The organism is Bacillus sp. SN1 (genome assembly GCF_002796895.1).
GTDB classification, from domain to species: Bacteria; Bacillota; Bacilli; order Bacillales; family Bacillaceae; genus Bacillus; species Bacillus inaquosorum.
In genome coordinates, this window is sequence record NZ_PHIE01000003.1 from 238815 (window position 1) to 260148 (window position 21334).

Below are 21334 nucleotides of genomic sequence, written 5' to 3' on the forward strand. Positions count from 1 at the left end.
GATGTTTGTTTCTTATAAATGGTTAGAGGATTATGTTGACATAAAAGGCATGGATCCGGCTGTTCTTGCTGAGAAAATTACAAGAGCCGGTATTGAGGTTGAAGGAATTGAATACAAAGGGGAAGGCATCAAAGGCGTTGTCATCGGCCACGTGCTGGAGCGCGAGCAGCATCCGAATGCTGATAAGCTGAATAAGTGCCTTGTTGATATCGGAGCGGAAGCACCTGTACAAATCATTTGCGGCGCGCCGAATGTGGATAAAGGACAAAAAGTCGCAGTTGCAACAGTCGGAGCGGTGCTGCCGGGCAATTTCAAAATCAAAAAGGCAAAGCTTCGCGGTGAAGAATCAAACGGCATGATCTGTTCTTTACAGGAGCTTGGCATTGAAAGCAAGCTTGTGGCGAAGGAGTATACGGAAGGCATTTTCGTATTCCCGAATGACGCTGAAACAGGAAACGATGCCTTAGCGGCTTTACAGCTTGACGATGCGATCCTTGAGCTTGGTTTAACGCCAAACCGCGCGGATGCCATGAACATGCTTGGTGTTGCTTACGAGGTTGCGGCGATTTTAGATACAGAGGTAAAACTTCCGCAAACGGATTATCCGGCTGCTTCAGAACAAGCGTCTGATTACATCGCTGTCAAAGTCGAAGATCAAGAAGCGAACCCGCTGTATACTGCAAAAATCATTAAAAACGTCACGATTGCTCCGTCACCGCTTTGGATGCAGACAAAGCTGATGAATGCAGGCATTCGTCCGCACAACAACGTTGTTGACATCACAAACTTTGTCCTGCTGGAATACGGACAGCCGCTTCACGCGTTTGATTATGACAGATTCGGCTCCAAGGAAGTTGTAGTAAGAAAAGCAGCTGAAAATGAAACGATCTTAACCCTTGATGATCAAGAACGTAAGCTGTCTGCCGATCACCTTGTCATTACGAACGGAACGAAAGCGCAAGCCGTTGCCGGTGTCATGGGAGGAGCCGAGTCAGAGGTTCAGGAAGATACAAAAACGATTTTGCTTGAGGCTGCGTACTTCAACGGACAGACGGTTCGCAAGGCTTCCAAAGATCTTGGTTTGAGAAGTGAATCAAGCGTAAGATTTGAAAAAGGCATTGATCCGGCGCGCGTACGTCTTGCGGCAGAACGGGCTGCACAGCTAATCCATCTGTATGCAGGCGGTGAAGTGCTCGCTGGAACGGTTGAGGAAGATCACCTGACAATCGAAGCGAATAACATTCATGTTTCTGCTGACAAAGTGAGCAGCGTCCTCGGCATGACAATCAGCAAAGAAGAACTGATCAGCATTTATAATCGTCTCGGCTTTACTGTCGGTGAAGCAAATGATTTGCTCGTCGTGACAGTTCCATCACGCCGCGGTGACATTACAATCGAAGAGGATTTAATTGAAGAAGCGGCAAGACTGTACGGCTACGATAACATTCCGTCTAAGCTTCCTGAGACAGCGGGAACAACAGGCGGATTAACGCCATATCAGGCAAAACGCCGTAAAGTCAGACGTTTTCTTGAAGGCGCAGGCTTGTCACAAGCCATCTCTTACTCACTGACAAACGAGAAGAAAGCGGCAGCGTTTGCGATTGAAAAATCACTGAACACTGTGCTTGCGCTTCCGATGAGTGAAGAAAGAAGCATTCTCAGGCACAGTCTTGTTCCGAATCTGCTTGACTCCGTTTCTTACAACCTGGCGAGACAGACTGACTCAGTCGCACTGTACGAAGTCGGCTCCGTTTTCCTGACGAAGGAAGAGGACACAAAACCTGTTGAAACAGAACGCGTGGCAGGAGCTGTTACCGGATTATGGCGCAAGCAGCTGTGGCAGGGCGAGAAAAAAACGGTTGATTTCTTCGTCGCCAAAGGAATTGTAGAAGGGCTGTTAGAAAAACTGAACGTCCTCGACAGCATTGAATTTGTTCAGTCTGAACGCAAACAGCTGCACCCAGGCAGAACAGCGAACATTCTATTGAATGGTTCTCTTATCGGCTTCATCGGCCAAGTCCATCCTTCATTGGAAAAAGAACTGGATATAAAAGAGACATACGTGTTTGAGCTTGATCTTCATGCGTTACTCGCAGCGGAAACAGCGCCGCTTGTCTACACGGCGATTCCAAAATATCCGTCTGTGACACGTGATATCGCGCTTGTAACAGATAAATCCGTCACAAGCGGCCAGCTCGAAAGCGTCATTAAAGAGGCTGGTGGAAAGCTTCTGAAAGAAGTATCCGTCTTTGACGTATACGAAGGCGAGCATATGGAGGAAGGCAAAAAGTCAGTTGCTTTCTCACTTCAATATGTAAACCCTGAACAAACCCTGACTGAAGAAGAAGTGACAAAGGCGCACAGCAAAGTGCTGAAGGCGTTAGAAGACAAATATCAGGCCGTTTTAAGAGGCTAATAAAAAAGCTTGCAGATTTATCTGCAAGCTTTTTTCTATGAACGTTTTTTAGCGGCAAGGCGCTGCGCTTTCTGCGTATTGGCAAAATGGAGTTTTGTAAAGGCTCTGAGAGCGGATGCCCCTTTTTTAAGGATCAGCTTGGCAGCCGCCTCATCCACGTGCGGGCCGGCCCCTTTCGGAAGCGTCATTCCTGCCTCACGCGATAGTTTATCCATTTCCATTAAAAACGAATATCTTGCAATGATTGAAGCAGCGGCGACTGACAGGTGAATGCCTTCAGCCTTTGTGCTGAAATAGGTCCGCTCCTTCACAATGTCTCTGCCCTTTAAATGATTGAAGTAGACGCCAGGCTCAGCGAATTGGTCAATCAAAATGGCCTCAGGCTTTACCCCGTCCATTTTTCTTAACAAATGGGTGATGGCCTGATTGTGCAGCAAGGCTTTCATTTTCCCTTGGCTCATGCCTTTTTCCTGCATGCTGTTGTACTTTTCATTCTTTAATACAAGCAGGCTGTACGGAATGGTTTTGATCAGGTTTCGGGCAATCTCAATGATTTGCGGGTCCTTTAAGTCTTTAGAGTCCTTAACACCGAGTTCCTTCATTAAAGGAAGCATGGTTTTGTCGACGTACGCGCATACAACTGTCATCGGGCCAAAGTAATCTCCAGTTCCGACCTCGTCAGAGCCGATAACAGACATTCCGGCGATATCTGCCGGAGGAACATAGCGGGGATCAGCCGGCTTTTTGGCCGTTTTCTTCTTTTCCTGCGGCTCTGCTGTTCCCCAGCGCGCGGATTCTGCCGCTGCGTTTTTGCCTTGAAACAAGACCTTGCCGGATTTATATGCTGTAATGGTACAGCCTGGTGGTTTCGCCTGAAAAACGGCTCCCTGCGGAACAGAGGCAGTAAGCGAACCGCTATACGTCATTTTCATTTGGTCAATAGCAGACAACGGTACTTTTATCACAGAATGGGACACGTAATAATCTCCTTTTTTTACACTTTTCGCTGTATATACCAGTGTATCATAACAGCGGGAGGCTCGTCTTTCCATTCATTTAATAAACGTGTTATGATAAGAACTAGGATTCTCGCGGAATGGAGGAGAAACGTTGTCTGACGGCAAAAAAACAAAAACAACCGTTGACATTTACGGCCAGCACTTCACGATTGTCGGTGAAGAAAGCAAAGCCCATATGAGGTATGTCGCCGGAATTGTTGATGATAAAATGAGAGAAATCAATGAAAAAAATCCATACCTTGATATAAATAAACTTGCAGTGCTGACAGCGGTAAATGTGGTGCACGATTATGTCAAATTACAAGAAAAATATGAGAAACTGGAGCGTCAGCTTAAAGAAAAGGATTGAACAACTATGCTAGATATCATCATCTTAATCTTGCTCCTGATGGGGACTTTACTGGGATTAAAACGCGGTTTTATTCTGCAGTTTATCCGCTTGACGAGCTTTATTTTATCGATCGCCTTTGCGGCTTTATTCTATAAAAATGTGGCGCCGCATTTAAAGTGGATTCCCGCACCCGATTTTTCAGCGGGACAGCCGGCTCTTTCTTTTTTCACGGGAAATTTGGAAGCAGCCTACTATAATACGATTGCGTTTATCGTTTTATTTATTATCGCTAAAATTTTACTGAGAATCATAGGCTCATTCTTGAGTATTGTAGCCGGCATTCCGGTGATTAAACAAATCAACCAGGTGCTGGGCGCCGTTCTCGGTTTTCTTGAAGTCTATTTATTTACATTTGTGCTGCTGTATGTTGCATCCGTGCTTCCGGTAGATGCTTTGCAGCAAATGATGGGGCAATCGTCTCTCGCAAATGTGATCATTAACCATACACCGTATTTGTCAGGGCTCCTACAAGAGCTGTGGACACAGTACGGGGCATAAAAAACTTCTCTTGTCCGGAGAAGTTTTTTTCAAGTATGATGGAAACATATGTGAACGTCTGGGGGTTATTGTATGCATAAAAAAGATATTATCCGGCTGCTCGAAACCATTGCAGTCTACATGGAACTCAAAGGGGACAACCCGTTTAAAGTATCCGCCTTCCGAAAAGCAGCGGCAGCCCTGGAACAGGATGACCGCAGTTTATCAGAAATGGACGATATGATGTCGCTGTCCGGCATTGGAAAAGGAACGTACAGCGTCATTAAAGAGTATATAGATGAAGGAAAGTCAAGCACGCTCGAATCGCTGCAGAAAGAAGTGCCGGAAGGACTCGTGCCTTTATTGAAGCTGCCGGGCCTCGGCGGCAAAAAAATCGCAAAGCTGTATAAAGAGCTCGGCGTACATGATGCAGAATCTCTGAAGGAAGCCTGTGAACAGCAAAAGGTACAAGGTCTTGCGGGTTTTGGCAAAAAATCAGAAGAAAAAATATTACAGGCGCTCGGGGAAGCCGGAAAACAGCCTGAACGGTTCCCGATCGGCTACGCCCTCCGGATCGCCAGGGACATTGAAGAGCATCTTTCTCAATTTACGGATATCATCAAATTTTCCCGTGCCGGAAGTCTCCGCAGAGCGCGGGAAACGGTGAAGGATCTGGATTATATCATTGCCACAGATCGCCCTGCTGAAGTAAGAGAGCAGCTGCTTGCACTGCCAAACATCAAAAGCGTGATCGCGAGCGGAGATACGAAGGTGTCCGTTATCCTTTCCTTTGAATATGAAACAAGCGTTGATTTCCGTCTTGTCACGGAAGAGCAGTTTCCGACAACACTCCATCATTTTACGGGATCAAAGGATCACAACATTAAGATGCGCCAAATCGCGAAAGAACGCGGCGAGCGGATCAGTGAATACGGCGTCGAGACAGTTGAAACCGGAGATATCAAAACATTTCCGAGTGAACGTGAATTTTATGCGCACTTCGGCCTGCCGCTGATTCCGCCGGAGCTCCGTGAAAGCGGGCAAGAAGTGGAAACCTACAGCGACAGCACTGAATTGATAGAGCCCGAGCAAATCAAGGGAGATCTCCACATGCACTCAACGTGGAGCGATGGGGCGTTTTCTATCAGAGAGATGGCTGAAGCATGCATGGAAAAAGGCTATCAATATATGGCGATCACCGATCACTCGCAATATTTAAAGGTTGCCAACGGGCTGACTGCAGAAAGGCTCAAGCAGCAGGCAAAAGAAATTGACGCACTGAATGCTGAGTTCGAGAATTTCCGGATCTTGAAAGGCGTCGAGATGGATATTCTGCCTGACGGTACGCTTGATTATGATGACGACGTGCTGGCCGAAATGGATATCGTTATTGCATCGATTCATTCCAGCTTTAATCAGCCGGAACATGTCATTATGAAACGGCTTGAGACGGCACTGACCAACAAGCATGTTGACATTATCGCACATCCGACCGGACGCCTGATCGGCAGACGGGCCGGTTACGAAATCGATATTGATAAGCTGATTGAGCTTGCGAAGAAAACAAATACGGCGCTTGAACTCAACGCCAACCCTGCGCGCCTCGATTTGCGCACAGAACATTTAATCAAAGCAAACGAACAAGGGGTCACATTGGTCATTAATACCGATGCCCATAATATTGAGATGTTAGACGATATGAAAACCGGCGTTACTGCCGCGCGCAAAGGATGGATGGAAACGAAAAACGTTCTGAATGCCCGGTCGCTTAAAGACGTAGAGGCATTCCTGAAGCGCAACGATTAAGTAAGGAGGCTCACACAATCGTGCAGCAAAAAGTATTATCAGCTCTTGAATTTCATAAAGTGAAAGAACAGGTTATTGAGCACGCCGCTTCATCGCTCGGAAAAGAAATGCTTCTCGAGCTTAAGCCTTCTGCTTCTATAGACGAAATCAAAAAACAGCTTGATGAAGTAGATGAAGCTTCTGCCATTATCCGGCTGAGAGGGCAGGCGCCATTTGGCGGCCTTACTGATATTAGAGGAGCGTTAAGACGGGCGGAAATCGGCAGTGTTCTCAGTCCTTCAGAATTCACTGAGATCTCAGGTCTGCTTTACGCAGTTAAACAAATGAAACATTTTATCAGCCAAATGGCTGAAGACGGCGTCGACATTCCGCTGATCCATCAGCATGCTGAACAGCTTATCACGCTTTCCGATTTAGAACGGGACATTAATTCCTGCATTGATGATCACGGAGAAGTGCTTGATCATGCATCAGGAACATTAAGAGGAATCCGCACACAGCTCAAAACACTCGAATCGAGAATCAGAGACCGGTTAGAGTCCATGCTGCGCTCCTCCTCCGCTTCAAAAATGCTGTCTGATACGATCGTTACGATTCGGAATGACCGTTTTGTGATCCCGGTCAAACAAGAGTACAGATCAAGCTACGGAGGAATTGTGCATGATACCTCTTCCTCAGGCGCAACACTGTTCATTGAACCGCAGGCGATCGTAGATATGAACAACTCGCTTCAGCAGGCGAAAGTGAAAGAAAAGCAAGAAATTGAACGGATTTTGCGCGTGCTCACAGAGCATACGGCGGAGCACACAGAAGAGCTCTTTCAAGATTTGCAGGTGCTGCAGACGCTTGACTTTATTTTTGCAAAAGCAAGATATGCAAAAGCGGTCAAAGCGACAAAACCGATCGTGAACGACAACGGCTTTGTCCGTTTGAAAAAGGCACGCCACCCATTGCTTCCGCCTGATCAAGTGGTTGCTAATGACATCGAGCTTGGCGGCGATTTTTCAACCATTGTCATTACAGGGCCAAACACCGGGGGAAAAACAGTCACCCTTAAAACGTTAGGCCTGTTAACCTTGATGGCGCAATCCGGACTTCATATTCCGGCAGATGAAGGGTCAGAAGCCGCCGTATTTGAGCATGTGTTTGCTGATATCGGCGATGAACAATCGATTGAGCAAAGCTTAAGTACGTTCTCATCCCATATGGTGAACATTGTCGGCATTTTAGAACATGTCAATGAAAACAGTCTTGTGCTTTTCGATGAACTGGGCGCAGGGACAGACCCGCAGGAAGGGGCGGCCCTCGCCATGAGCATCTTGGATGACGTGCATCGCACCAATGCTAGAGTGTTAGCCACGACGCATTACCCGGAATTAAAGGCGTACGGCTATAACAGAGAAGGCGTCATGAATGCCAGTGTCGAATTTGACATTGAAACGCTGTCACCAACTTATAAACTTTTAATTGGTGTGCCGGGACGAAGCAACGCCTTCGAAATTTCAAAACGCCTCGGACTCCCGGACCATATTATCGGGCAGGCCAAATCAGAAATGACGGCCGAGCATAACGAAGTCGACACGATGATTGCGTCGCTTGAACAAAGCAAAAAACGCGCGGAAGAAGAACTTTCTGAGACGGAATCAATCAGAAAAGAAGCAGAAAAGCTGCATAAAGAGCTGCAGCAGCAAATCATCGAGCTCAACAGCAAAAAAGACAAAATGCTCGAAGAGGCTGAACAGCAAGCGGCTGAAAAAGTAAAAGCGGCAACGAAAGAAGCCGAAGATATTATTCATGAATTGCGCTCAATAAAAGAAGAACACAAATCCTTCAAGGATCACGAGCTGATCAACGCGAAGAAACGGTTAGAAGGTGCAGTTCCTACTTTTGAAAAGTTAAAAAAACCAGAAAAACCGAAAACGCAAAAACGAGACTTCAAGACTGGTGATGAGGTGAAAGTCCTCACCTTCGGGCAAAAAGGAACACTGCTTGAAAAAACCGGCGGCAATGAATGGAATGTTCAAATCGGAATTTTAAAAATGAAAGTAAAAGAAAAAGACCTGGAGTTTATCAAATCAGCTCCAGAACCAAAAAAAGAAAAAATTATTACGGCGGTCAAAGGGAAGGACTACCACGTATCGCTTGAACTTGACCTTCGCGGCGAACGCTATGAAAATGCCCTCAGCCGTGTTGAAAAATACTTGGATGATGCAGTATTAGCCGGATATCCAAGAGTGTCAATCATCCACGGAAAAGGAACCGGCGCTTTAAGAAAAGGCGTGCAGGATCTCCTGAAAAACCATCGCAGCGTTAAAAGCTCCCGTTTCGGTGAAGCAGGTGAGGGAGGATCAGGCGTTACGGTTGTTGAACTAAAATAAAAGGGAGTATGGCCATGAGTGATTTTTGGGAAAACGAGCTTGTGGAAATCGCGGCATATTACAGTGTCGCGGTTCTCTGCCTCGTCCTCTTTTTGACTGTGTTTGAGCTGGTGACGGCTTATAAAAACTGGGAAGAGATTCAAAAAGGAAATCTTGCGGTGGCAATGGCGACCGGCGGAAAAATTTTAGGAATCGCAAACGTGTTTCAGCATTCCATCTCCCAGCACAATTCTCTGCTGCAAATGATCGGCTGGGGCGTTTACGGGTTTGTTATGCTTCTGATCAGTTACTTTATTTTTGAGTTTTTGACTCCGCGGTTTAAAATTGATCAGGAAATCGAGAATGATAACCGGGCTGTCGGCTTTATTTCATTTGTCATTTCTGTCGGGCTTTCATTTGTGGTGGCAGCCGGAATATAAGGGGACGGAGAATAGATGGAAAAGCTTGCAAAAGTACTGCTCGCCGCGGCGGGAATCTTTTTGGTAATTGGTCTTATATATCTGTTCGTATCATGAGAAAAAGAAAGATTTACCTTTCTTTTTCTTTTTTTTGCCGTCCATCTGCTATAATGATAGGGTGGAACTCTAAAACCGAAAGGGGAGGTTTTATGCAGTCTCAAAAGCCGTGGCTTGCCGAGTATCCCGCCGATATCCCGCATGAGCTTCCATTGCCGAACAAAACCCTGCAATCCATCCTGACAGACTCCGCCGCACAATTCCCTGACAAAACCGCAATATCTTTTTATGGAAAAAAACTCACCTTTCATGACATTCTGACGGACGCTCTTAAACTCGCAGCTTTTTTGCAATGCAATGGCCTGCAAAAAGGAGACAGAGTGGCTGTTATGCTGCCCAATTGCCCGCAATCGGTCATTTCCTATTATGGCGTCTTGTTTGCCGGCGGCATCGTGGTGCAGACGAATCCGCTTTATACCGAGCACGAGCTAGAATACCAGCTGAGAGATGCTGAGGCAAGCGTGATCATCACCTTAGATTTGCTTTTCCCGAAGGCAATAAAAATGAAAACGTTATCAATTGTCGATCAGATTTTGATAACCAGCATAAAAGACTATTTGCCTTTTCCGAAAAATATTCTTTACCCGCTGACACAAAAACAAAAAGTGCACATCGATTTTGACAAAAAAGATCACATTCACACGTTCGCCTCCAGCATGAAGCAGGAAAAAATGGAACTTCTGACAATCCCGAAGATCGATCCTGAACATGATATTGCTGTTCTTCAGTATACCGGAGGAACAACGGGGGCTCCAAAAGGGGTTATGCTCACGCACCAAAATATTTTGGCCAATACTGAAATGTGCGCCGCTTGGATGCACGATGTGAACGAAGGCGCTGAAAAAGTGCTTGGCATCGTCCCGTTTTTTCATGTCTACGGGCTGACGGCAGTGATGAATTATTCGATTAAACTAGGCTTCGAAATGATTCTTCTTCCTAAGTTTGATCCGCTCGATACGCTCAAAATTATCGACAAACAAAAACCGACGCTCTTTCCGGGCGCACCAACAATTTATATTGGCCTTTTGCATCACCCCGAACTGCAGCATTATGATCTGTCATCCATTAAAAGCTGTCTTAGCGGATCTGCCGCGCTGCCTGTTGAGGTAAAGCAGAAATTTGAAAAGGTGACTGGCGGAAAGCTTGTGGAAGGCTATGGTTTGTCTGAGGCATCCCCAGTGACGCACGCCAATTTTATCAGGGGGAAAAACAAGCCAGGCAGTATCGGCTGTCCTTGGCCGGGTACTGACGCAGCGATCTATTCTGAGGAGACGGGTGAGTTTGCCGCTCCATATGAGCATGGAGAAATCATTGTAAAAGGTCCGCAAGTCATGAAAGGATATTGGAACAAACCGGAGGAAACCGCCGCTGTACTAAGAGACGGCTGGCTGTTCACCGGAGACATGGGTTATATGGATGAAGAGGGCTTTTTCTATATCGCCGACAGGAAGAAGGACATCATTATCGCCGGCGGCTATAATATTTACCCGCGTGAAGTCGAAGAGGTGCTTTATGAACATGAAGCCATCCAAGAAATTGTGGTTGCAGGTGTGCCCGATTCCTACAGGGGAGAAACAGTAAAAGCATTTGTCGTGTTAAAGAAAGATGCAAAAGCCGCTGCAGAAGAACTGGACGCTTTTGCCAGATCCCGCCTCGCTCCTTACAAGGTGCCGAAAGCCTATGAGTTCAGAAAAGAGCTGCCGAAAACAGCGGTCGGGAAAATTTTAAGAAGGCGTTTACTCGAAGAAGAAGTTGAAAATCATCACATCAAATAACAGAAGAAAAAGAGAACACCTGTGAATAAACTTGACAAAGCCGAAAATCCTTTTTATCATGAAATTATGAATGAATAGTCATTCATTTCTATAGGAAGGAACGATGAACATTGAAGCAAAAACGGCCAAAGTATATGCAGATTATTGATGCAGCAGTAGAAGTCATTGCGGAAAACGGCTACCACCAGTCACAGGTATCAAAAATTGCCAAACAAGCCGGAGTGGCGGACGGCACCATCTATCTTTACTTCAAGAACAAAGAAGACATTTTAATTTCTCTTTTCAAAGAAAAAATGGGCCAATTTATTGAGCGGATGGAAGAGGACATAAAAGAAAAGACAACAGCGAAAGAGAAACTGGCGCTTGTGATTTCAAAGCATTTTTCCCTTTTAGCCGATGACCATAATCTCGCGATTGTCACTCAGCTTGAGCTCCGCCAGTCAAACTTGGAGCTGCGCCAGAAAATCAATGAAATATTAAAAGGCTACTTAAATATTTTGGATGGCATTTTGACCGAAGGCATACAATCAGGCGAATTAAAAGAGGGCCTCGATGTCCGCCTCGCCCGGCAGATGATTTTTGGAACGATTGACGAAACTGTGACAACTTGGGTTATGAATGACCAAAAGTACGATCTCGCTGCCTTGTCAGACAGCGTTTTAGAATTGTTGGTGTCCGGAATTCACAATAAGTAAAGGGGTACTGTCCTATGAATGCAATATCACTGGCAGTTGATCAATTTGTGGCAGTTTTGACGATTCACCATCCGCCGGCAAATGCGCTTTCCAGCCGGATATTAGAAGAGCTGTCCTCCTGTCTTGATCAATGTGAGACAGATGCAGGCGTACGAAGCATTATCATTCACGGTGAGGGAAGATTTTTCTCAGCCGGCGCTGATATTAAAGAATTTACATCACTTAAAGGCAATGAGGATTCCTCACTGCTGGCTGAGCGCGGCCAGCAGCTGATGGAAAGAATTGAAGGCTTCCCGAAACCGATTATCGCAGCGATTCACGGTGCTGCTCTTGGCGGAGGGCTGGAGCTTGCGATGGCTTGTCATATCAGAATTGCGGCAGAAGATGCCAAACTGGGGCTCCCGGAGCTTAACCTCGGTATCATTCCGGGTTTTGCGGGAACTCAGCGTCTTCCGAGGTATATCGGTACAGCCAAAGCATTAGAGCTTATCGGATCAGGAGAACCAATATCAGGAAAAGAAGCGCTTGATCTCGGGCTTGTGTCAATTGGAGCAAAAGATGAAGCAGAAGTGCTTGAAAAAGCAAAGGCACTTGCCGCTAAGTTTGCAGAAAAAAGCCCGCAAACGCTGGCATCACTGCTTGAGCTTCTTTACTCAAACAAGGTGTATTCCTATGAAGGCAGCTTAAAGCTTGAAGCGAAGCGGTTTGGAGAAGCATTTGAGTCAGAGGACGCCAAAGAAGGCATCCAGGCATTTCTCGAAAAAAGAAAGCCTCAATTCAAAGGCGAATAAAAGGGGATATGATCATGAATCTATTTGTATTGCTGAAACGGACGTTTGACACAGAAGAAAAAATCGTCATTGAAGCAGGAAAAATTCAGGATGACGGAGCGGAATGGATCATTAATCCATACGACGAGTACGCGATAGAAGAAGCCATCCAGCTGAAGGAAAAGCACGGCGGCACGATCACTGCCGTCACTGTCGGCGGTGAAGATGCGGAGAAGGAATTGCGTACGGCGCTTGCCATGGGATGTGACCAAGCCGTTTTAATCAACATAGAAGATGATCTCGAAGAACCCGACCAATATTCCATTTCTCAAGTTTTATACCACTATATGAAGGATCAGGAGTTTGATTTGATTCTCGGCGGAAATGTTGCCATTGACGGAGGATCAGGACAAGTGGCGCCGCGGCTTGCCGAGCTTCTGGACATTCCGTGCATCACAACGATCACCAAACTCGAAATCAACGGCACTGATGCAGAAGCAGAAAGGGACGTCGAAGGGGATGTTGAAAAAATCAAAACGACACTCCCATTGCTTATCACAGCTCAGCAGGGCTTAAACGAACCGCGCTACCCATCGCTTCCGGGAATTATGAAGGCCAAGAAAAAACCGCTTGAAGAGCTTGAACTTGATGATCTTGATCTTGACGAAGAGGATGCTGAACCAAAGATGAAAACGATCGAACGTTTTCTACCGCCGAAAAAAGAAGCCGGGAAGCTTCTCCAAGGTGAGCCTGCCGAACAGGCAAAAGAGCTCGTCTCATTGCTCCGCAGCGAAGCTAAAGTCATTTAAAGCTTGGACATTCAAAGAAACAGGGGGATGTTAGAATGGGAAAAAAAGTGATCGTACTCGGAGAAATTCGCGACGGAGAATTGCGGAATGTCACCTTTGAAGCAATAGCTGCAGGAAGAACCATTTCAGGCGATGGAGAAGTCATCGGTGTTCTGATTGGAGAAAATGTACAAAGCGTTGCACAGGAGCTTATCCATTACGGAGCCGATAAAGTTCTCACAGCCGAGGATCCGAAGCTGAAAGCATATACGGCAGATGGATACAGCCAGGTCATGAGGGCCATTATTGACCAAGAAAAGCCCGATTCCGTTATATGCGGGCACACGGCAATGGGAAAGGACCTTTCACCGAAGCTTGCCGCCCGGCTGCAAACAGGCTTAATTTCTGATGCTACAGATGTAAGCGTTACCGGAGAAAATATCGTATTTACAAGGCCAATTTATTCGGGGAAAGCATTTGAACGCGTCATTTCAACCGATCCGCTGATTTTTGCAACGATTCGCCCCAATAACATTCAAGCTGCAGAAAAAGACGCCAGCAGGTCGGGGAGTATCGATAGCATTGATGTTTCTCTTACTGACCTCCGCACCGTTATCCAAGAAGTCGTGAAAAAAACAGCGGACGGTGTTGATCTCTCCGAAGCAAAAATTATTGTTGCGGGCGGCCGCGGAGTCAAAAGCAAGGAAGGATTTCAGCCGCTGCAGGATCTTGCAGAAGTGCTGGGGGCCGCAGTCGGGGCATCTCGCGGGGCATGCGACGCTGATTATTGCGATTACGCTCTCCAAATCGGACAGACCGGAAAAGTCGTTACCCCGGATTTGTATATTGCCTGCGGCATTTCCGGCGCCATCCAGCATTTGGCCGGCATGTCAAACAGCAAGGTGATTGTCGCCATCAATAAAGATCCCGAAGCAGATATTTTTAAAATAGCGGATTACGGCATTGTAGGCGATTTATTTGATGTCGTCCCGTTATTAACTGAGGAATTCAAACAATTAAATATACACTCGTAAAGAAAACCCCGGACTGCTGAAGTTCGGGGTTTTTACATTTTCAAATACATACGTACAAATATAAAGTTTAGAAAAAATGACATTGACATGTACGAACATATATAATATGGTTACTTTAAAAGCGCTTACATTCATGCTGACTCCTCAGGCAAAAGACAGATCACATATTTGACTGTGGTGCTTTTCATATTCGTATGAAAGGAATGATCAAGCATGTCTGAACATCAAGCAGTGATCCAGACGGATATTGTAAAAGGAACTATTAACAAAAATATATACGGTCATTTTGCGGAGCATCTAGGAAGAGGGATTTATGAGGGGATTTGGGTCGGAACGGAGTCAAGCATTCCCAACATAAACGGAATTCGAAAGGATGTGCTGGAAGCGCTCAAGCAGCTTCATATCCCTGTCCTCAGGTGGCCGGGCGGGTGCTTTGCGGACGAATACCATTGGGCAAACGGTGTCGGTGACCGTAAGACGATGCTTAACACTCACTGGGGCGGAACAATTGAATCAAATGAATTCGGAACGCATGAATTTATGATGCTTTGCGAGCTGCTTGAATGCGAGCCTTATATTTGCGGCAATGTCGGAAGCGGAACCGTTCAGGAAATGGCGGAATGGATCGAGTATATGACGTTTGAAGCCGGCACGCCGATGTCAGACTGGAGAAAACAAAATGGAAGAGAGGAGCCCTGGAAGCTGAAATATTTCGGCGTGGGCAATGAGAACTGGGGCTGCGGCGGCAACATGCATCCTGAATACTACGCTGATCTGTACCGGCGTTTTCAAACCTATGTCCGCAATTACAGCGGCAATGAAATATATAAAATTGCAGGCGGCGCAAATGTAGATGACTTTAATTGGACAGACGTGCTCATGAAAAAAGCTGCTGGCCTGATGGACGGATTGAGCCTTCATTATTATACGATTCCGGGTGATTTCTGGAAGGGCAAAGGATCAGCCACAGAATTCACGGAAGATGAATGGTTTATTACAATGAAAAAAGCCAAATACATTGATGAATTGATTCAAAAACACGGAACGATTATGGACCGGTACGATCCGGAGCAGCGGGTCGGGCTGATCATTGACGAATGGGGCACGTGGTTTGATCCTGAGCCAGGCACGAACCCTGGTTTCCTTTATCAGCAAAACACCATTCGTGATGCACTGGTGGCGGCTTCTCATTTCCACATTTTCCATCAGCATTGCCGCCGGGTGCAAATGACCAACATCGCCCAAACGGTAAACGTTCTTCAAGCGATGATTTTGACTGAGGGAGAACGGATGCTTTTGACACCGACGTACCATGTATTTGATATGTTTAAGGTACACCAGGACGCTTCTCTTTTAGAGACTGACACAACGTCTGCTGACTATGAATGGAAGGGTGAAACGCTGCCGCAAATCAGTATTTCAGCATCGAAACATGCAGAAGGCGATATCAATATCACGATCTGCAACATCGACCACCAAAACAAAGCGGAGGCTGAGATTCAGCTGAGAGGCCTTCACAAGACAGCGGACCATTCTGGAGTCATTCTCACGGCAGAAAAAATGAATGCGCATAACACGTTTGACGATCCTCATCACGTCAAACCGGAGCCTTTCAGCCGATATACGCTCAACAAAAACAAACTGAAAGTAAAACTGCCGCCAATGTCAGTCGTTTTACTCACACTGCGTGCTGATTCTTAATCGAGCGAGAGCGCCGGAGCTTCATGCCGGCGCTCTCTTTCATGTTTTAAAACAGCTCCGGCAGGGCATGGTAAAGTACATGACAGTGAAGAGGAGATGTTATCCTATGCTTCGTACCATTTTAATGATCATCGGGGCTATTGTAGTGATCGGGGCCATTATCAGATTCGTGTTTTAATGAAAAGTGACATATCCCATTCAATCCAGATAAAAATGAGTAAACCGATTGTGATCAGGAAAAAATAATTTGCAAGCATTAAAATAGCGTGAACGAATGGGAGATGCTATACTAAAAATCATCATTTCACAATTGGAGGAATTCAATAATGGCTATCGTAAAAGCAACTGATCAATCTTTCTCAGCTGAAACTAGCGAAGGCGTCGTACTGGCAGACTTCTGGGCTCCTTGGTGCGGACCTTGCAAAATGATTGCACCTGTTCTTGAAGAACTGGATCAAGAAATGGGAGACAAACTGAAAATCGTAAAAATCGATGTGGATGAAAACCAAGAAACAGCCGGAAAATACGGCGTTATGAGCATCCCGACACTTCTTGTGTTAAAAGACGGAGAAGTAGTTGAAACTTCTGTCGGCTTCAAACCGAAAGAAGCGCTTCAAGAGCTTGTCAACAAACATCTTTAATTTTCGGCTGCTTACATGCCAGAGCGATTCCGATTGAGGGATCGCTTTTTTTATTCGCCAATCGTGAATCATAGAGAAAAACAAACGTTCGTGTTAAACTGGAAACAAAGGATTAAACATAAGGAAGGGTAGCATATGAACAAACAACTGAAAGAAAAACTCGCCCTCCTTCCTGATCAGCCCGGATGTTATCTCATGAAGGACCGGCAGCAGACTGTGATCTACGTAGGAAAAGCAAAAGTGCTGAAAAACAGAGTGCGCTCCTATTTCACCGGTTCTCACGATGCGAAAACACAAAGGCTTGTGACGGAAATCGAGGATTTTGAATATATCGTGACGTCCTCCAATCTTGAAGCGCTTATTTTAGAAATGAATCTAATCAAAAAGCATGATCCGAAATACAACGTCATGCTCAAAGACGACAAAACCTATCCTTTCATAAAAATCACCCATGAACGCCACCCAAGGCTGATCGTCACCCGCAATGTCAAAAAAGACAAAGGACGCTATTTCGGGCCGTACCCGAACGTGCAGGCCGCAAGGGAAACTAAAAAACTGCTCGACCGTCTGTATCCTCTCAGAAAATGCTCCAAGCTGCCGGACAGAGTATGTCTATACTATCATCTGGGTCAATGTCTCGCTCCGTGCGTAAAGGACATTTCCGAAGAGACGAACAGAGAGCTGGTTGAGAGCATTACCCGTTTCTTAAAGGGCGGCTATAATGAGGTCAAAAAAGAGCTTGAAGAGAAAATGCATGAAGCTGCCGAGAATCTTGAGTTTGAACGGGCAAAAGAGCTTCGTGACCAAATCGCCCATATTGAATCAACGATGGAAAAACAAAAAATGGCGATGAACGATCTAGTCGACCGTGACGTATTTGCGTACGCATATGATAAGGGCTGGATGTGCGTACAGGTCTTTTTCATCCGCCAAGGAAAGCTCATTGAACGCGATGTCAGCATGTTCCCGCTCTATCAGGAAGCAGATGATGAGTTTCTTACGTTCATCGGACAGTTCTATTCGAAAAACAACCACTTTCTTCCGAAGGAAATTTTAGTTCCGGACAGCGTAGATCAATCTATGATTGAGCAGCTGCTGGAAACAAACGTCCATCAGCCGAAGAAGGGCCCGAAAAAAGAACTGCTCATGCTGGCTCATAAAAATGCGAAAATCGCGCTGAAAGAAAAATTCTCCTTAATCGAACGGGACGAGGAGCGCTCAATTGGGGCTGTACAGAAACTCGGAGAAGCATTGAATATTTATACGCCTCACAGAATCGAAGCGTTTGATAACTCAAACATACAGGGGACAAACCCGGTTTCCGCGATGATCGTGTTTATCGACGGCAAACCGAACAAAAAAGAATACCGCAAATATAAAATCAAAACCGTTACAGGGCCGGATGATTACGGTTCTATGAGAGAGGTTGTCAGAAGGCGCTATACGAGAGTGCTTCGCGAAAACCTGCCGCTGCCTGATCTGATCATCATTGACGGAGGAAAAGGGCAGATCAACGCTGCAAGGGATGTCATTGAAAACGAACTCGGCTTGGATATCCCGATCGCCGGTTTAGCCAAAGACGAAAAACACAGAACTTCAAATTTATTAATCGGGGATCCGCTGGAGGCGGTATATCTGGAACGGAACAGCCAGGAATTTTACCTCCTGCAGCGTATTCAAGACGAGGTGCACCGTTTTGCGATCAGTTTTCACAGACAAATCCGCGGAAAAAGCGCGTTTCAATCCGTCTTGGACGACATCCCGGGTATCGGAGAGAAAAGAAAGAAAATGCTGTTAAAGCATTTCGGTTCCGTAAAAAAAATGAAGGAAGCAAGCCTTGAGGACATCAAAAAAGCGGGTGTTCCCGCAGCGGCGGCTCAGCTGCTTTACGATAAATTGCAAAAATAATGTTGTCCTTTTAAAAAAGATCTGATAAAATGTGAACTAATTTCATAGTTAGATCGTGTTATATGGTGAAGATAGAGGTGCGAACTTCAAGAGTAAGCCTTTGGAGAAAGATGGATTCTGTGAAAAAGGCTGAAAGGGGAGCGTCGCCGAAGCAAATAAAATCCCATCGGTATTATTTGCTGGCCGTGCATTGAATAAATGTAAGGCTGTCAAGAAATCATTTTCTTGGAGGGCTATCTCGTTGTTCATAATCATTCATGATGATTAATTGATAAGCAATGAGAGCAATTCCTCTCATTGCTTTTTTTATTGTGGACAAAGCGCTCTTTCTCCTCACCCGCACGAACCAAAATGTAAAGGGTGGTAATACATGGGTCTTATCGTACAAAAATTCGGAGGTACTTCCGTCGGCTCAGTTGAAAAAATTCAAAATGCGGCAAACCGCGCGATTGCAGAAAAACAGAAGGGCCATCAAGTCGTTGTTGTCGTTTCAGCTATGGGGAAATCCACTGACGAATTGGTCAGCCTTGCAAAAGCAATTACTGACCAGCCGAGCAAACGCGAAATGGATATGCTGCTGGCGACAGGCGAGCAGGTTACAATTTCCCTGCTTTCTATGGCGCTGCAGGAAAAAGGCTATGACGCTGTGTCTTATACTGGCTGGCAGGCGGGAATCCGCACGGAAGCCGTTCACGGAAACGCCAGAATTACAGATATCGACACTTCGGTTTTAGGAGACCAGCTCGAGCAAGGAAAGATTGTCATTGTCGCAGGATTCCAAGGCATGACAGAGGACTGTGAAATCACGACATTGGGCCGTGGCGGGTCAGACACAACAGCAGTCGCTTTGGCTGCCGCATTAAAAGCGGATAAATGTGACATTTACACGGACGTGCCCGGAGTGTTTACTACCGATCCGCGCTATGTGAAATCTGCGAGAAAGCTTGCCGGCATCTCATACGATGAAATGCTTGAGCTTGCCAATTTAGGCGCCGGCGTTCTTCATCCGAGAGCCGTTGAATTCGCGAAAAATTACCAAGTGCCGTTAGAAGTGCGTTCAAGTACAGAAACAGAAGCTGGAACATTAATTGAGGAGGAATCATCCATGGAGCAAAATTTAATTGTCAGAGGCATTGCGTTTGAAGATCAAATCACAAGGGTAACCATTTACGGGCTGACTGGCGGCCTGACAACTTTGTCAACTATTTTTACAACACTTGCCAAAAGAAACATTAACGTCGATATCATTATCCAAACGCAGGCCGGAGACAATCAGACCGGAATTTCCTTCTCTGTCAAAACAGAAGACACAGACCAAACCGTTGCGGTGCTTGAAGAGTATAAAGACGCGCTTGAATTCGAGAAAATCGAGACAGAAAGCAAATTGGCTAAAGTATCCATTGTCGGATCCGGCATGGTCTCAAACCCTGGTGTAGCCGCTGAAATGTTTGCTGTACTGGCGGAAAAAAACATTTTAATCAAAATGGTCAGCACATCTGAAATCAAAGTATCAACAGTCGTAAGCGAAAATGACATGGTGAAAGCAGTCGAAGCGCTGCACGATGCATTTGAGCTTTCAAAACACCCTTCAGCTGTGTAATGACAATCAAAAAAGGCGGGACTATGCAGTCACCGCCTTTTTTGATTACACTGGGTCTTTCATATCCCATTTCACAGTCAGAACCACTTTATCGGCTCTCTTTTTCACTTGTTCATATGATTCGGCAATTTGGTCATTCATCAATTGAATTTGTTCAGCAATAAAACCAGCTTCCAGCTGAAAGCATGGTTCTTTTTGATGTTTAAGCCGATTGGAAATGATCGGCCCTTCAAGTTCAAATTCAAGCTCTTGTTTTTTAGCGCTTACGTTGGTGAGGGTTCCCCAGCCCGCTTCTTCAAAGAAGGCCGGAAATTCCTCCCATGATTCAAGAGGAAACTTACGGGCGAGATGCTTCCCTGCCCAATACATCATGGAAGAGTAATCTTGGCCAAGCATATCTGGGAGAACGATCTCTCGTATTAGTTCGTAGGCATAGGCGTTCATTTCAAATTCTTTTAGATTGTCAATAGATGCTTCAAATTTAGACTTCATATCTGTCTCCCCTCTCTCCTTCGTATATTATAGCCCAAACAGGGGGGAGGATTACAGAATGATCCTGTAATTCTAATGAAAAATTAAGCAGAAATATATATTGATAAAATAAAATTTTTAAATCAACTATTCAATTCGGAAAATTATAATTTATGTACGCGTTTTCTTGACGCCCTTTTGAGGGAGGAGTAAAATGAAATTGTCAATAAATCTTAATAAAGTGCTTACAATTGAAAGAAGTGGGGGAAGAGATTTAGCACATTTCGCACTTATCAAACAGGGGGTAAAGTAATGTCTGGGAACAGAGAGTTTTATTTTCGAAGATTGCATTCCTTGCTTGGCGTCATACCGGTCGGCATCTTTCTCATTCAGCATTTAGTCGTCAACCAGTTTGCCGCAAGGGGCGCTGAAGCATTCAATAATGCTGCTCATTTTATGGATAGTCTGCCTTTCAGGTATGCCTTGGAAATTTTTATTATCTTCTTACCATTAATTTATCATGCAGTTTATGGTGTGTACATAGCGTTTACTGCAAAAAATAACGCAGGCCAATACAGCTATATGAGAAACTGGCTCTTCGTCCTGCAGCGTGTAACCGGTATCATCACCCTCATTTTCGTGAGCTGGCACGTGTGGGAAACCCGCATTGCAGCACAAATGGGCGCTGAGGTCAATTTCGACATGATGGCGAATATTTTGAGCTCTCCGGCTATGCTTGGCTTTTACATTGTCGGTGTTTTATCAACAATTTTCCACTTCTCGAACGGTTTATGGTCTTTCGCTGTTACATGGGGCATCACGGTAACGCCTCGTTCTCAAAGAATTTCGACATACGTTACGCTGATTATTTTTGTTGCACTGTCATACGTAGGCTTAAAAGCGATTTTTGCATTTGTATAAGAGTACAAGATTACTAGAGGGAGAGGGG

The 21334-nt window shown here is 45.5% G+C and carries 18 protein-coding genes and 1 riboswitch; of the genes, 16 read left to right on the plus strand and 2 right to left on the minus strand.

All coding sequences use genetic code 11. From position 1 onward, the window contains the following. The first annotated feature begins 1 nt into the window (after position 1). Positions 2-2416, plus strand: a complete 2415-nt coding sequence (gene pheT / locus CVV77_RS12845) for a phenylalanine--tRNA ligase subunit beta (protein ID WP_100275570.1) — start codon at positions 2-4, stop codon at positions 2414-2416. Between the two features lie 35 nt (positions 2417-2451). On the opposite strand, the gene rnhC is transcribed toward pheT, so the two are convergent. After that, entirely contained in the window at positions 2452-3393 is a 942-nt protein-coding gene (rnhC, locus tag CVV77_RS12850) for a ribonuclease HIII (protein WP_019259115.1), read from the minus strand. A gap of 133 nt (positions 3394-3526) precedes the next feature. Between rnhC and zapA the strand changes: the two genes are divergently transcribed. From zapA to CVV77_RS12935, 14 genes are all read left to right on the plus strand, one after another. Continuing rightward, a complete protein-coding gene (gene zapA / locus CVV77_RS12855) occupies positions 3527-3784 on the plus strand; it encodes a cell division protein ZapA (RefSeq protein WP_003237682.1) in 258 nt (85 codons plus the stop codon). A 6-nt stretch (positions 3785-3790) separates the two neighbouring features. Next, positions 3791-4324 carry a CvpA family protein gene (locus CVV77_RS12860; protein WP_100275571.1) on the plus strand — a complete coding sequence of 178 codons (534 nt, stop codon included), beginning with the start codon at positions 3791-3793 and terminating at the stop codon, positions 4322-4324. A gap of 72 nt (positions 4325-4396) precedes the next feature. Further along, positions 4397-6109 (plus strand): DNA polymerase/3'-5' exonuclease PolX, encoded by a 1713-nt coding sequence (gene polX, locus CVV77_RS12865; protein WP_100275572.1) that lies wholly within the window; start codon positions 4397-4399, stop codon positions 6107-6109. 20 nt (positions 6110-6129) lie between these two features. After that, positions 6130-8487 (plus strand): endonuclease MutS2, encoded by a 2358-nt coding sequence (locus CVV77_RS12870; protein WP_100275573.1) that lies wholly within the window; start codon positions 6130-6132, stop codon positions 8485-8487. 14 nt (positions 8488-8501) lie between these two features. Beyond that, positions 8502-8906, plus strand: a complete 405-nt coding sequence (locus CVV77_RS12875; RefSeq protein ID WP_003237674.1) for a DUF350 domain-containing protein — start codon at positions 8502-8504, stop codon at positions 8904-8906. A gap of 188 nt (positions 8907-9094) precedes the next feature. Further along, the gene (lcfA, locus tag CVV77_RS12885) at positions 9095-10777 is read left to right on the plus strand and encodes a long-chain-fatty-acid--CoA ligase LcfA (protein ID WP_100275574.1); all 1683 of its coding nucleotides are present in this window, start codon (positions 9095-9097) and stop codon (positions 10775-10777) included. Positions 10778-10887: 110 nt separating this feature from the next. Beyond that, positions 10888-11472 (plus strand): fatty acid metabolism transcriptional regulator FadR, encoded by a 585-nt coding sequence (gene fadR / locus CVV77_RS12890; protein ID WP_003237670.1) that lies wholly within the window; start codon positions 10888-10890, stop codon positions 11470-11472. 14 nt (positions 11473-11486) lie between these two features. Next, positions 11487-12263, plus strand: coding sequence for an enoyl-CoA hydratase (locus CVV77_RS12895; protein WP_003237668.1), 777 nt, complete (start codon positions 11487-11489; stop codon positions 12261-12263). 14 nt (positions 12264-12277) lie between these two features. Next, a complete protein-coding gene (etfB, locus tag CVV77_RS12900) occupies positions 12278-13051 on the plus strand; it encodes an electron transfer flavoprotein subunit beta (protein WP_019259110.1) in 774 nt (257 codons plus the stop codon). A 35-nt stretch (positions 13052-13086) separates the two neighbouring features. Continuing rightward, positions 13087-14064: an electron transfer flavoprotein subunit alpha gene (gene etfA / locus CVV77_RS12905; RefSeq protein ID WP_100275575.1), complete on the plus strand. Its 978-nt coding sequence runs from the start codon at positions 13087-13089 to the stop codon at positions 14062-14064. Positions 14065-14277: 213 nt separating this feature from the next. Next, a complete protein-coding gene (gene abfB, locus CVV77_RS12910; protein WP_100275576.1) occupies positions 14278-15765 on the plus strand; it encodes an alpha-L-arabinofuranosidase AbfB in 1488 nt (495 codons plus the stop codon). Between the two features lie 326 nt (positions 15766-16091). Next, complete coding sequence (gene trxA / locus CVV77_RS12920) at positions 16092-16406, plus strand: thioredoxin (protein ID WP_003222500.1); 315 nt, start codon at positions 16092-16094, stop codon at positions 16404-16406. A gap of 135 nt (positions 16407-16541) precedes the next feature. Next, positions 16542-18314 carry an excinuclease ABC subunit UvrC gene (gene uvrC / locus CVV77_RS12925; RefSeq protein WP_084993011.1) on the plus strand — a complete coding sequence of 591 codons (1773 nt, stop codon included), beginning with the start codon at positions 16542-16544 and terminating at the stop codon, positions 18312-18314. A gap of 64 nt (positions 18315-18378) precedes the next feature. After that, positions 18379-18558, plus strand: a riboswitch (Lysine riboswitch). Between the two features lie 126 nt (positions 18559-18684). After that, positions 18685-19914: an aspartate kinase gene (locus CVV77_RS12935; protein ID WP_003237655.1), complete on the plus strand. Its 1230-nt coding sequence runs from the start codon at positions 18685-18687 to the stop codon at positions 19912-19914. 45 nt (positions 19915-19959) lie between these two features. Here CVV77_RS12935 and CVV77_RS12940 read toward each other — a convergent pair whose 3' ends face one another. After that, on the minus strand, positions 19960-20406 hold the full coding sequence (locus CVV77_RS12940) for a YslB family protein (protein WP_003237653.1): 447 nt from the start codon (positions 20404-20406) through the stop codon (positions 19960-19962). A 291-nt stretch (positions 20407-20697) separates the two neighbouring features. On the opposite strand from CVV77_RS12940, the gene sdhC reads away from it, so the two are divergent. Continuing rightward, on the plus strand, positions 20698-21306 hold the full coding sequence (gene sdhC, locus CVV77_RS12945) for a succinate dehydrogenase cytochrome B558 (protein ID WP_003237652.1): 609 nt from the start codon (positions 20698-20700) through the stop codon (positions 21304-21306). The last annotated feature ends 28 nt before the right edge of the window (positions 21307-21334 follow it).

Bases quoted from the DNA above. Each gene is read 5' to 3' on its own strand.
- pheT (WP_100275570.1), top strand. From the start codon at position 2: ATGTTTGTTTCTTATAAATGGTTAGAGGATTATGTTGACATAAAAGGC.
- CVV77_RS12860 (WP_100275571.1), top strand. From the start codon at position 3,791: ATGCTAGATATCATCATCTTAATCTTGCTCCTGATGGGGACTTTACTG.
- polX (WP_100275572.1), top strand. From the start codon at position 4,397: ATGCATAAAAAAGATATTATCCGGCTGCTCGAAACCATTGCAGTCTAC.
- CVV77_RS12875 (WP_003237674.1), top strand. From the start codon at position 8,502: ATGAGTGATTTTTGGGAAAACGAGCTTGTGGAAATCGCGGCATATTAC.
- lcfA (WP_100275574.1), top strand. From the start codon at position 9,095: ATGCAGTCTCAAAAGCCGTGGCTTGCCGAGTATCCCGCCGATATCCCG.
- CVV77_RS12895 (WP_003237668.1), top strand. From the start codon at position 11,487: ATGAATGCAATATCACTGGCAGTTGATCAATTTGTGGCAGTTTTGACG.
- etfB (WP_019259110.1), top strand. From the start codon at position 12,278: ATGAATCTATTTGTATTGCTGAAACGGACGTTTGACACAGAAGAAAAA.
- etfA (WP_100275575.1), top strand. From the start codon at position 13,087: ATGGGAAAAAAAGTGATCGTACTCGGAGAAATTCGCGACGGAGAATTG.
- abfB (WP_100275576.1), top strand. From the start codon at position 14,278: ATGTCTGAACATCAAGCAGTGATCCAGACGGATATTGTAAAAGGAACT.
- trxA (WP_003222500.1), top strand. From the start codon at position 16,092: ATGGCTATCGTAAAAGCAACTGATCAATCTTTCTCAGCTGAAACTAGC.
- uvrC (WP_084993011.1), top strand. From the start codon at position 16,542: ATGAACAAACAACTGAAAGAAAAACTCGCCCTCCTTCCTGATCAGCCC.
- CVV77_RS12935 (WP_003237655.1), top strand. From the start codon at position 18,685: ATGGGTCTTATCGTACAAAAATTCGGAGGTACTTCCGTCGGCTCAGTT.
- CVV77_RS12940 (WP_003237653.1), bottom strand. From the start codon at position 20,406: ATGAAGTCTAAATTTGAAGCATCTATTGACAATCTAAAAGAATTTGAA.
- sdhC (WP_003237652.1), top strand. From the start codon at position 20,698: ATGTCTGGGAACAGAGAGTTTTATTTTCGAAGATTGCATTCCTTGCTT.